Origin of the sequence: Arthrobacter sp. Y-9, from assembly GCF_029690065.1 — a bacterium.
GTDB lineage: Bacteria > Actinomycetota > Actinomycetes > Actinomycetales > Micrococcaceae > Arthrobacter_E.
On sequence record NZ_CP121463.1, the window covers coordinates 1216268 to 1227348 of the forward strand.

12 protein-coding genes are annotated in these 11081 nt (G+C 69.2%); 7 read left to right on the forward strand and 5 right to left on the reverse strand.

The features are described 5' to 3' along the window. Window positions 1-43: 43 nt before the first annotated feature. From pyrH to P9849_RS05320, 4 genes are all read left to right on the forward strand, one after another. Window positions 44-784: a UMP kinase gene (gene pyrH, locus P9849_RS05305; protein WP_278268628.1), complete on the forward strand. Its 741-nt coding sequence runs from the start codon at window positions 44-46 to the stop codon at window positions 782-784. Between the two features lie 120 nt (window positions 785-904). After that, window positions 905-1462, forward strand: coding sequence for a ribosome recycling factor (gene frr / locus P9849_RS05310; protein WP_066215217.1), 558 nt, complete (start codon window positions 905-907; stop codon window positions 1460-1462). Beyond that, entirely contained in the window at window positions 1462-2373 is a 912-nt protein-coding gene (locus P9849_RS05315) for a phosphatidate cytidylyltransferase (protein ID WP_278268629.1), read from the forward strand. Before frr ends, P9849_RS05315 begins: the two co-directional genes overlap by 1 nt. Before the next feature lie 47 nt (window positions 2374-2420). Continuing rightward, a complete protein-coding gene (locus P9849_RS05320) occupies window positions 2421-3002 on the forward strand; it encodes a DivIVA domain-containing protein (RefSeq protein ID WP_278268630.1) in 582 nt (193 codons plus the stop codon). Window positions 3003-3051: 49 nt separating this feature from the next. Here P9849_RS05320 and P9849_RS05325 read toward each other — a convergent pair whose 3' ends face one another. Genes P9849_RS05325 through P9849_RS05340 form a run of 4 tightly spaced genes read right to left on the reverse strand, consistent with a single transcriptional unit; the run spans window position 3052 to window position 6859 of the window. After that, complete coding sequence (locus P9849_RS05325) at window positions 3052-4500, reverse strand: cation acetate symporter (RefSeq protein WP_278268631.1); 1449 nt, start codon at window positions 4498-4500, stop codon at window positions 3052-3054. Continuing rightward, window positions 4497-4865, reverse strand: a complete 369-nt coding sequence (locus P9849_RS05330) for a hypothetical protein (protein ID WP_278268632.1) — start codon at window positions 4863-4865, stop codon at window positions 4497-4499. The genes P9849_RS05325 and P9849_RS05330 overlap by 4 nt, the downstream gene beginning before the upstream one ends. Further along, on the reverse strand, window positions 4862-5599 hold the full coding sequence (locus P9849_RS05335) for a LytTR family DNA-binding domain-containing protein (RefSeq protein WP_278268633.1): 738 nt from the start codon (window positions 5597-5599) through the stop codon (window positions 4862-4864). Before P9849_RS05335 ends, P9849_RS05330 begins: the two co-directional genes overlap by 4 nt. Before the next feature lie 24 nt (window positions 5600-5623). Next, window positions 5624-6859 carry a histidine kinase gene (locus P9849_RS05340; RefSeq protein WP_278268634.1) on the reverse strand — a complete coding sequence of 412 codons (1236 nt, stop codon included), beginning with the start codon at window positions 6857-6859 and terminating at the stop codon, window positions 5624-5626. A gap of 234 nt (window positions 6860-7093) precedes the next feature. Between P9849_RS05340 and P9849_RS05345 the strand changes: the two genes are divergently transcribed. Beyond that, window positions 7094-7477, forward strand: coding sequence for a DUF485 domain-containing protein (locus P9849_RS05345; protein WP_278268635.1), 384 nt, complete (start codon window positions 7094-7096; stop codon window positions 7475-7477). Further along, on the forward strand, window positions 7474-9084 hold the full coding sequence (locus tag P9849_RS05350) for a sodium/solute symporter (RefSeq protein WP_278268636.1): 1611 nt from the start codon (window positions 7474-7476) through the stop codon (window positions 9082-9084). Before P9849_RS05345 ends, P9849_RS05350 begins: the two co-directional genes overlap by 4 nt. Here the strand turns inward: P9849_RS05350 and P9849_RS05355 are convergent. Next, entirely contained in the window at window positions 9081-10526 is a 1446-nt protein-coding gene (locus tag P9849_RS05355; protein ID WP_278268637.1) for an MFS transporter, read from the reverse strand. The genes P9849_RS05350 and P9849_RS05355 overlap by 4 nt on opposite strands. 101 nt (window positions 10527-10627) lie before the next feature. Here P9849_RS05355 and P9849_RS05360 point away from each other — a divergent pair, with 101 nt between their 5' ends. Next, window positions 10628-10984 (forward strand): helix-turn-helix domain-containing protein, encoded by a 357-nt coding sequence (locus tag P9849_RS05360; protein ID WP_278268638.1) that lies wholly within the window; start codon window positions 10628-10630, stop codon window positions 10982-10984. The last annotated feature ends 97 nt before the right edge of the window (window positions 10985-11081 follow it).

Here is an 11081-nt window from a genome sequence, read left to right on the forward strand (position 1 = left end):
TCCGCAACATATAGTGAAGACAGAACCGAGCCAGGGAGGCCCCATGGAAAACACCACCATCGCCAACGATCCGTCGCCGCGCCGCCGTCGAGTGCTGCTGAAGCTCTCCGGTGAGGTCTTCGGCGGAGGCAAGCTGGGCGTGGACCCTGAGACGGTGCGTGGCATCGCCACCCAGATCGCCGAAGCGGTCAAGAACGAGGTGGAAGTGGCCGTCGTGGTGGGCGGTGGCAACTTCTTCCGGGGCGCCGAACTGTCGCAGAGCGGCATGGACCGCTCCCGCGCCGACTACATGGGCATGCTCGGCACGGTCATGAACAGCCTCGCGCTGCAGGACTTCCTGGAGCAGGCAGGCGTCGACACCCGCGTGCAGTCCGCGATCTCGATGGCCCAGGTGGCGGAGGTCTACATTCCGCGCCGTGCGATCCGCCACATGGAGAAGAACCGCGTGGTGATCTTCGGAGCCGGAGCCGGCCTGCCGTACTTCTCCACGGACACCGTGGCGGCGCAGCGTGCCCTCGAGATCCACGCCGACGAGGTCCTGATGGCCAAGAGCGGTGTGGACGGCGTGTACACCGCCGACCCCAAGACCAACCCGGATGCCGAGAAGCTCGACGTCCTCAGCTATGACGAGGCACTGCGCCGCGACATCCGCGTGATGGATCAGACGGCCATGACCATGTGCAAGGACAACAAGCTCCCGATGCTGGTGTTCGGCATGGAGGGCGAGGGCAATGTCACCCGTGCCATCCTCGGCGAGGACCTCGGCACCCGCGTCACCCCGTAGTGCCCTGGCCGCAGCCGTCCCGAACCCCGCGGCAGTCCGGGGACGGCGGCTGCGGCTAGGATGTTTGTAGTTGTGCCTGGATCACAGGCACGTTTCACCCATGAGTTCACAGGAGAAACCGTGATCGAAGAGACCCTGCTCGAAGCGGGCGAAAAGATGGACAAGGCCATCGAGGTGGCCAAGGAAGATTTCGCCTCGGTGCGCACGGGTCGCGCGAACCCGGCTCTCTACAGCAAGGTGATCGTGGAGTACTACGGCACTCCCACACCGCTGCAGCAGCTGGCGTCCTTCGCCGTTCCGGAAGCCCGCACCATCCTCATCACCCCGTACGACAAGACGGCGCTGCGTGACATCGAGAAGGCCCTGAGCGACTCCGAGGTGGGCGCCAACCCGTCCAACGACGGCAACGTGATCCGCGTGGTCCTGCCCGAGCTGACGCAGGAGCGCCGCAAGGAGTACGTCAAGATCGTCAAGGGCAAGGCCGAAGACGCCAAGGTCTCCGTCCGTTCCATCCGCCGCAAGGCCAAGGACACCCTGGACAAGCTCGTCAAGGACGGCGAAGCCGGCGAGGACGACGGCGCTCGTGGCGAGAAGGAGCTCGACGCTCTGACCAAGCAGCACGTCGACGCCATCGACGAGCTGCTCAAGCGCAAGGAAGCTGAGCTCCTCGAAGTCTGATGACTGAGCACGCTGGGCGGCGCCGTCCCCCGCGAACCGCGCGTCCCAACCCCACGCCCAAGGCCGGCCGGGATCTCCCGGCCGCCATCGGCGTGGGGCTCGGGCTGCTCGTCGTGGTGCTGGGCACGCTGTTCTTCCTTCCTCTCGGCTTCGTGGCCGTCGTGACGGGCTTTGCCTGTCTCGGCGTCTGGGAAGTCGCCCGCGCCCTGGAGAGCTACGGCATCAGGGTGACGATCGCGCCCCTCATGCTGGCCTCGGTCGCGCTGCCGTTCGTGTCCTACTTCGGGGGACTGGAAGCCCTGCTGTACGGGGTCGTGGCGGGAGCCTTCGCCATCCTGGTCTGGCGGAGCGCCGAATCCGCCGAAGGCGCGGCCCCCAGCATCTATGCGAGCATCTTCATCCTGGCCTGGGTGCCCTTCTTCATCAGTTTCGCGGTCCTGTCCCTGCACACCGGGGTGGGGCAGGCGAGTCTCGGTCTCTGGCCGGGCGGCGAGGCGCCGCAGGGCGTCTACCAGCTGATGACCATGCTGCTCCTCGTGGTGGCGAATGACACCTTCGGCTATCTCGTGGGCGCCTCCCTCGGCAAGCACCCCATGGCGCCGAAGATCAGTCCCAAGAAGTCCTGGGAAGGGTTCGCCGGCTCGGTGGCCGGCGCCGTTCTCATCGGCGTCCTGGCCTGCGTGTTCGTCCTGGACAAGCCCTGGTGGCTCGGAGTGGTGCTGGCGATCGGCATGGTCGGCGCCGCCACGGCGGGTGACCTGGCCGAGTCGATGGTCAAGCGCGAGCTCGGGGTCAAGGACATGAGCTCGATCCTGCCCGGCCACGGCGGGGTCATGGACCGGCTGGACTCGGTTCTCTTCGCGTCGCCGGTGGCCTTTATCCTGTTCCATGTCTTTGAAAACGCACATTGATGCCGGATGAAGACACCGCATCACGTACTTTCCGTAAGGGGAAATCCATGACAGAAGCGAGCAGCGGCAAGATCCCCGCGACCTTCCGCCGTGTCGAGCGCTCCAGCTATGGCTACAGCGTGGCGCAGGTGGACGACTTCATGGAGCGCGGCCGGGCGGTCTTCGAGGACCCCGACCATGACCGCCCCCTCACCAGCACCGATGTGCGCAAGGTGGCCTTCGACCCGGCCCGCGGCGGCTACGAGGCCGCGCAGGTGGATCACGCCCTGGACATCCTGGAGGATGCGCTGGCCCACCGGGAACGGGATCATCTGATCGCGGCCCAGGGCGAAGAGGCCTGGCTGGGCGAGGTGGGCCGCCTGTCCGCGCTGCTGCGCCAGCGTCTGTACCGGCCCGACGGCGAGAAGTTCCGTCACCCGTCCAAGTCCCGGACGCAGGGCTACGCGGTGTCCGAAGTGGACGCGCTGTGCAAGGACATCGTCGACTATCTCGAGCACGATCACGCGCTGAGCGTCGATGACGTCCGCCGGGCGTCGTTCCCTCCCGCGAAGGGCCAGGACGCGTACGAAGAGGCTCAGGTGGACGCCTTCCTCGACCGGGTGGTCGAGCTGATGGCCGCCATCGACTGAGTTTCCCTCACGACCGACGGCGTCCGGCCTTCGCCTCGAGCCGACGCCGTCAGCGGCGTTCCGGCGCGTGGAGCCGGGTGAGGATCCGCCAGGCGTCCGCCGGGACGCTCCGCGGGGTCCGCCAGGAGACGCCGATCATGACGGCGAACGCGAGTGGCACGCTCCAGGCCGCCGGCTGCGACAGCCAGACCGGCGCCGTCGTGCCCAGAGCCGCCGTGGCGATCATCGCCGTCCCGCAGCCGGCGCCTCCGGCGACCATCCCCGCCACCGCGCCCGCCGTGCTGAGGCGCGGCCACCAGATCCCCAGCACGAGCACGGGGCACAGGGTCGACGCGGTGAAGGCGAACACCTGACCCACGCTGCCCGCCAGGGCCGGGCTCTGCGTGGGCACCGAGAGCAGGAACGGCACGAGCATCGCGAGCACGGCCGCACGCCGGAACCCCTTCACCCCACCGCCCAGGGCGTCCTGGGACAGCACGCCCGCCACGGACACCACGAGCCCCGAGGTCGTGGACAGGAAGGCCGCGAACGCCCCGGCCACCACGAGGGCGGTGAGCAGGTCGCCGAGCGTCCCCGGGATCAGCGCATGCGGCAGCAGCAGCACGACGGCGTCGGGCTGGGCGCCGCCGACGGCCGCGGGCGCGTAGACACGGGCCAGGTACCCGAAGGCGACCGGCAGAAGATAGAACGCCGAGAGCAGGCCCAGGACGAGCACGGTGGTCTTCCGGGCCGTCGGACCGTCGGGGTTGGTGTAGAAGTGCACCAGCACATGCGGCAGGCCGAGCGTCCCGAGCAGGAGCGCGAGGAACAGTGAGACGTTCTGATACGTCCCGAGCGCGCCCGTGACGGCTGCGCCGCCCACCGTCAGCGGCGCGGCGGCGGGCCGCAGTCCGGGCAACGAGAACAGCAGGAACAGAAGCGGCACCGCGAGAGCAGCGAGCTTCAGCCAGAACTGGAACGCCTGGACGAAGGTCATGGACCGCATGCCACCCGCGACGACGGCGAGGGTGACGACCACGGCGACCGTCCCCGAACCGGCCCACGACGGCAGCCCCATCATGGTGGAGACGGTCAGCGCCGCCCCGTGCAGCTGGGGGATGATGTACAGGCACCCCACCAGGACCACGAGGAGACTGGTCAGCCGCCGCGCCGGAAGGGAACCGAACCGGGCCTGGACGAAATCCGGCACCGTGTAAGCGCCGGAACGCCGCAGCGGCGCCGCCACGAACAGCAGCAGCATGAGGTACCCGGCGGTGTAGCCCACCGGGTACCAGAGAGCGTCCCGGCCGTTCAGGAAGACCAGCCCCGCCACGCCCAGGAAGCTCGCGGCGGACAGGTACTCACCGCCGATGGCCGAGGCGTTCCACCAGGGCTGGACCGTGCGGGACGCCACGTAGAAGTCACTCGTGGTCCGGGAGATCCGCAGCCCGTGGATGCCGATCAGGAGGGTCGCCGCGGCGACCAGCAGGATCGCTCCGATGGCGAGCGGGGCGTTCACCGGTCCTCGATGAGATCGCGGTACCGTTCCTCGTTGCGCTGGGCCAGCCGGGTGTAGAGCATGGCGCTGAGAAGGATCACCGGGAAGAGTCCCGCTCCGAGGAGGATCCACTCGAAGGGGATGCCCAGCACGCTGAGATCGCGAAGCCACGGGACCCATACCAACAGGACCGAGAACGTCGCGGCGATCAGCAGGAAGCCCAGGGCGACCACGAGGGCCAGGCGCAGCTGGGTGCGGAGCAGGGAGCGCAGGTAGACGTGGGCGGCGTCGTCATCCGTGGCATGCCGGGAGGCACTGGATGGCGGGCGCAGGGGACCCGGCGTCTGCGCCCGCCCCGTGGGCGCGACGACCCGGACGCGCGTCATCCGCCGGTCCTCAGCCGCGAGGGGGTGAGGGCGTTCCGCACGGCCGGGAGCAGACGCCGGCTGATGGGCAGCTCCGCCCCGGCGACCGTCGCGCTGGGCGCTGCGGCTCCCAGTTTCAGCGAGGAGACGTGCCCGAGCGCCACGAGGTACGAACGGTGGATCCGCAGGAAGCCCGCCGTGCCCCACTGCTGTTCCAGTTCACTCAGGGGGACGCGGACCAGGTAGCTCGCCTCCGCGGTGTGAAGCCGCGCATAGTCACCTTGGGCTTGAACGTAGAGCACCTCGTCTCGGCGGATCATGCGGGTGACGCCGCCGAGCTCCACCGGGATCATCTCCTGCGCCCGCGGGGTCTCACCGGCCAGCTCGCTGATCCGGGACACGGAACGGGCCAGGCGCTCGGGCCGCATCGGCTTGAGCAGATAGTCGATGGCGGCCAGTTCGAACGCCTCCAGCGCGCAGTCCTCGTCCGCGGTCACGAAGACCACGGCGGGAGGGGACGGCCTCGCGTTGATCGCCCGGGCGAGCTGCAAACCAGAGAGGCCTGGCATGTGGATGTCCAGGAACACGGTGTCGAAGGCCGTGGTCTCCACTTCCCTCAGCGCCTGCTCCCCGGAATCCGCCCGGTGGATGTCTCCCACGAGGGCGTCTTTGCCCAGCAGGAAGGCGAGTTCTTCGATGGCGGGGAGCTCGTCGTCCACCACCAGGACCGTGAGCGCGGCTGTGATTGCTGTCACTCGACCAGGGTAGCGCGGGCCCGCTCAGACCTCGTGGCGCGGCTGGGACTTCGGGACCCGGAGCGTGACGAGCGTTCCCTCGCCGGGAGCCGTCTCGACCACCAGCCCGTGACCCTCGCCGTACACCTGCCTCAGCCGGAGGTCGACGTTCCGCAGCCCGACATGGTTCCCACCGCCGTCCTGTCCCGCGAGCAGGGCGCGCAGCCGTTCGGGATCCATCCCGACGCCGTCGTCCTCCACACTCACCACGGCGTCACCGCCTTCCTCGTAGGCCTTGATGGTGATGGTCCCGGTGCCGGCGCGGGACTCGAGCCCGTGACGGACGGCGTTCTCCACGAGCGGCTGAAGGCTGAGGAAGGGCACGATCGTGCTCAGCACCTCGGGCGCGATCGTCAGGGACAGCTGCAGGCGCTCGCCGAACCGCGCCCGTTCGAGGAGGAGGTACCGGTCGATGCTCCGGAGCTCCTCGGCCAGGGTGGTGAAGTCTCCGTGCCTCCGGAACGAGTACCGGGTGAAATCCGCGAATTCGAGCACGAGTTCGCGGGCCCGCGCGGGGTCCGTGTTGATGAACGAGGCGATCGCCGTGAGCGAGTTGTAGATGAAATGTGGGCTGATCTGGGCTCGGAGGGCCTTGAGCTCGGCCTCGACGAGCATGGTGCGGGACCGCTCGAGGTCGGCCAGTTCGAGCTGGGAACCCAGCCAGGAGGCGAGTTCGGTGGTCGCCCGGAGCAGGCCCGCGCCGGGGGAGGGGCTCACGGCGAGGAGCAGACCGACCACGTCCCCATCCACCCGGATCGGCGCCGTCGCCGCGCCGGGCGAGGTGTCGCCACGGCGATCCTTCCCGTGCTCCGGGCCGCGATCCCCGCGGCGTCCTCGGGCCCGGGGCGTCGGCTTGAGCAGCGACGGCCGGTGCCGGCGACCGTCGTCCCGGGCGCGGTCCAGGATCTCGCGGCGCTCGGGAGGTTCCGCGCCGTCCCAGGTGAGGAGGCCGCCGTCGGCGTCCAGGAGCGCGATCGCCTCGCAGCCCAGCAGCGCCCGCAGATGCCGCGCGGCGCGGGCCGCGCTGTCCGGCGTCAGGCCGGCCCGCAGCTGACCGCCTGCGAGGGCTGCACTGTGGAGGGTCTGATAGGTGGCCCGTTCGGCGTCGCTGCCCAGTTCGCGGAATGAGCGCAGGATCTGGACGCCGACGCCGGCCACCGCGGCGATGGCCAGGGTGACGACGCCGACGGCGAGGGCGAGCAGGAGCGCGGAATCCGGCATGGCCTCAGCGTAGCGAGCCACGGCCCGGGCGCGCCGGAGATCGGCCGCTGAGCGGCCGGTTCGCTGCCGTTCGCCGCACGGGTCACTCCGTTCGGCGCTCCGGGCCGGTGTCCGCCCGGCGCGAGGCGGAACGCGGCCGCATAGTGATGTCAGTCACATCCGGCCGCAAGGCCGGAGACCACCGGGCCGCCCCGGCCCGGACCAGGCAGCACCAGCAGCTTCAAGGAGGAAGCCATGGGACACGAGATCCCTCCCGAGGACGGCACACCGGCCGTGGACTTTCAGGAGGTCCAGGCCACACCGGAATTCCAGGACCTGCGGAGGAAGCATCGGAGCTTCGTCTTCCCGCTGGCCGCGTTCTTCCTGCTCTGGTACTTCGCCTATGTCCTGCTCGCGGATTACGCACACGAGTTCATGTCGACGAAGCTCTGGGGGAACATCAATGTCGGTCTGGTGTTCGGACTCCTGCAGTTCGTCACCACCTTCGGCATCACGGCCTGGTATGTGCGGTATTCGAACAAGACGCTGGACCCGATCGCGACCGGCATCCGCGAAGGCATCGAACGGCACGAGCATGACCGCTCGGCCGCCGCGCCGGGTGAGGGGGCGGCACGATGAGCCTTCCGATGGTGCAGCTCTCGGCACTCAAAGAGACCACGCTCCTGAACATGGGGATCTTCGCCGCCTTCGTCCTGGTGACCCTCGTGATCGTGATCCGGGCGAGCCGGAACAACAAGACCGCTGCCGACTACTACGCCGCCGGCCGCTCGTTCACGGGCTCCCAGAACGGGACCGCGATCGCGGGCGACTACCTCTCCGCGGCCTCGTTCCTGGGGATCACCGGGGCGATCGCCCTCAACGGCTATGACGGATTCCTGTATTCGATCGGCTTCCTGGTGGCCTGGCTCGTGGCGCTGCTCCTGGTCGCGGAGCTCCTGCGGAACACCGGCAAGTTCACCATGGCCGACGTCCTGTCCTTCCGGCTCCGGCAGCGCCCGGTGCGGATCGCGGCAGCCTTGTCCACGCTGGCCGTCTGCTTCTTCTACCTGCTTGCGCAGATGGCGGGCGCAGGCAGCCTCATCTCCCTCTTGCTCGGCATCAGCGACTGGGGCGGGCAGGCGCTCGTGATCGTGGTGGTCGGTGTGCTGATGATCGTGTACGTGCTGATCGGCGGCATGAAGGGCACCACCTGGGTCCAGATCATCAAGGCCGTGCTGCTGATCGCGGGCGCCGCCGTCATGACCCTGTGGGTCCTGGCGAGCTACGGCTTCAATCTCTCAGCCCTGCTCGGCGGCGCGGTCGATGCCGCGCAGAATCCTGCCGTCCTGAATCCTGGCCTCCAGTACGGCAAGAGCCCGACCACCAAGCTGGACTTCGTGTCCCTGGCCCTGGCCCTGGTGCTCGGCACGGCGGCGCTCCCGCACGTGCTCATGCGGTTCTACACCGTCCCCACCGCCAAGGAGGCCCGCAAGTCGGTGGTGTGGGCGATCTGGCTGATCGGCGCGTTCTACCTCATCACCCTGATCCTGGGCTACGGCGCCGGCGCCATGGTGGGCGCCGCCCTCATCAAGAAGGCCCCGGGCGGCGTGAACTCGGCGGCCCCGCTGCTCGCCTTCCATCTGGGCGGTCCGCTGCTGCTGGGCTTCATCTCCGCGGTGGCCTTCGCCACGATCCTCGCCGTGGTCGCGGGCCTGACCATCACGGCCGCGGCGTCCTTCGCGCACGACATCTACGCCAACGTCATCGCGAAGGGGAAGTCCGATCCGGCGCAGGAGGTCAAGGTGGCGCGGCGGACCGTGGTGGTGATCGGCGTGCTGGCGATCATCGGCGGGGTCTTCGCGAACGGGCAGAACGTCGCGTTCCTCGTGGCGCTCGCCTTCGCGGTGGCCGCCTCGGCGAATCTGCCCACCATCATCTACTCCCTGTTCTGGAAGAGGTTCACCACGCAGGGCGCGCTGTGGAGCATGTACGGCGGTCTGGCGTCCGCGGTGCTGCTGATCACCTTCAGCCCGGTGGTCTCCGGAACCAAGACCTCGATGATCCAGAACGCCGATTTCGCCTGGGTCCCGCTCAGCAACCCCGGGATCATCTCGATTCCGCTGGCCTTCGTGCTCGGCTGGCTGGGCACCATCCTGGACCGGCGGAAGGAGGATCCCGCCAAGCAGGCGGAGATGGAGGTGCGGTCCCTGACGGGAGTGGGCGCCGAGAAGGCGGTGGACCACTAATCCGTTCCCGCGCAGGCCCTCGTCGAGGCCGCCGGTTCGCGCTGCACCCGTTCCGTCGTGGGACGTTCCGCAGCCGGCCGGCGGCCTCGGTCGCGTACGGCCGACCGCAGCGCCTGGACGGGATACACGACGACGGCGGCGGCCAGGACCGCGCCCGCGGCCAGCATGGCGACCCGGTAGCCGTCCGGGCCGGCTGCGAGGGCGACGGTGCCGAAGACCGCCACGCCGACGCCGTTCCCGAGGGCGAAGCTCACCTCCTGGACCGCGCCCACCTGACCCGCCTGGGCCGGCGTCGTGTAATCGAAGAGGGCGGCCGCGGCCAGCGTTCCCACCGCGCCGAATCCCGCTCCGATCAGCCCCAGCGCGATCGGGGTGCCAGGGACCCCGGACGCCAGCCAGAGCTGGCCGAGCAGTGCCACCGTCAATGCGAGGGTCGTGATGGTCTTGCGGCTCACCCAGCGCAGGGCCAGGGGAGCGGTGGCGCCGACGATCCCGGTCAGGGCCGCCAGGGGGAGCAGGACCAGGCCGGCCTCCGCAGGGCTGAGCCCCTGCTCGTCCTGGACCTGCTGGCCGACGAGGTAGAGGGTCGCCGCGGTGGTCCCGGTGATCACGAGGATGTGGCTGTACGCGATGCTGAATTCGCGGATGCGGAAAATCCTGACATCGATGAGCGGATTGTCCAGAGTCTTCTGCCGGCGCACGAAGAGGTAGCCCGCCGCGAGTCCGGCCGCGGCCAGCACCGCGGCGGGCACCGGCTCCGCCAGGGCGTGCTGGAGAGCATAGACGATCCCGCCGATCGCGAGCACCGACGTCGCGATGCTCAGCGGATCCCAGTGCGGTGGGACGGGCGCCCGGCCTTCCGGGACGAAGCGGATGGCTGCCAGGACCGCGATGACCGAAAGCGGCACGCAGCCCAGGAAGATCCAGCGCCATCCCGGACCTTCGGTCAGCACGCCGCCGAGGAGCGGCCCGAACGCGCTTCCGGCGCCGAACGCCGCCGTCCAGAAGCCGTAGGCGAGCACCCGTTCGCGGGCGTGGAACTGGGTGCCGATGGTCGACACCACGCTCGAGATGACCATGGCCTCGGAGATCCCGAGGAGCATCCGGAGGGCGATCAGCCCCGGGCCCGCCGATTGCAGTCCGGCGATCAGATTGAAGACGGCGAAGCCGCTGAGCCCGAGGACCATGATCCGTCTCCGGCCCCAGTGGTCTCCGGCCCGCGCGGCCAGGACGAGCGTCACGCCGAGGGTGAGCGGATAGATGTCGATGATCCACACCCCGACCCCCGGGTCCAGCCGGAGTTCGGACAGCAGCGCCGGGAGGGCGGTGATGATCGAGCTGAGGCTCAGACTCCCGATCAGCACGCCGAGGAGCATGGGGACGAGGGCGAGCCAGCGGCGGGCGGAAGGCGCCGTCGTGGGGGCGTTGTGGAGGTGGGACATGTTCTCAGACTGGTGGGTATGCCTACCATGGGCAAGTACTGACTTTTCCTGCACGTACTGACAAAAATGTCAGTATGGCGGTTGTCGGAAGGAGGATCCGCATGCGCGAACGGACGGAGAAGGTGGTCCGCGAGTGGCCGGCGGAATGCGCGGCCGAGGTCGCCGTGGTGGTCCTCGGCGGGGCCTGGAAGCCGGCCATTCTCAGCCTGCTGCACCAGGAGGAGGCGATCCGCTTCGGCGAGCTGGGACGTCGCCTGGGGGACCCGCCGCCACGGGTCCTCACCCGCCAGCTGCGGGAACTCGAGGACGACGGGCTCGTCCTGCGGACCGTCTATCCGCAGGTGCCCCCGAAGGTCGAGTACTCGCTGACGGAGCTCGGCCGTGGCGCCCTGCCGATCATCGACCAGCTCGCCCGGTGGGGCGCCGACTATGCGGGCAGGATCGACGTCGAAGATTGAGCATAATGCCCAGTGCGGCGCGTTCCGCCGGGGCATTCAGCCTGTTCAGGACAGGTATGGATCGAGCGAACTCCGCATTCCGCGCAATTGCGCCGGA

Bases quoted from the DNA above. Each gene is read 5' to 3' on its own strand.
- P9849_RS05340 (WP_278268634.1), bottom strand. From the start codon at position 6,859: ATGCCGGATTCCGCGCTCCTGCTCGCCCTCGCCGTCGGCGTCGTCACC.
- P9849_RS05315 (WP_278268629.1), top strand. From the start codon at position 1,462: ATGACTGAGCACGCTGGGCGGCGCCGTCCCCCGCGAACCGCGCGTCCC.
- pyrH (WP_278268628.1), top strand. From the start codon at position 44: ATGGAAAACACCACCATCGCCAACGATCCGTCGCCGCGCCGCCGTCGA.
- P9849_RS05330 (WP_278268632.1), bottom strand. From the start codon at position 4,865: ATGACGCGCGTCCGGGTCGTCGCGCCCACGGGGCGGGCGCAGACGCCG.
- P9849_RS05355 (WP_278268637.1), bottom strand. From the start codon at position 10,526: ATGTCCCACCTCCACAACGCCCCCACGACGGCGCCTTCCGCCCGCCGC.
- P9849_RS05345 (WP_278268635.1), top strand. From the start codon at position 7,094: ATGGGACACGAGATCCCTCCCGAGGACGGCACACCGGCCGTGGACTTT.
- P9849_RS05320 (WP_278268630.1), top strand. From the start codon at position 2,421: ATGACAGAAGCGAGCAGCGGCAAGATCCCCGCGACCTTCCGCCGTGTC.
- P9849_RS05350 (WP_278268636.1), top strand. From the start codon at position 7,474: ATGAGCCTTCCGATGGTGCAGCTCTCGGCACTCAAAGAGACCACGCTC.
- P9849_RS05360 (WP_278268638.1), top strand. From the start codon at position 10,628: ATGCGCGAACGGACGGAGAAGGTGGTCCGCGAGTGGCCGGCGGAATGC.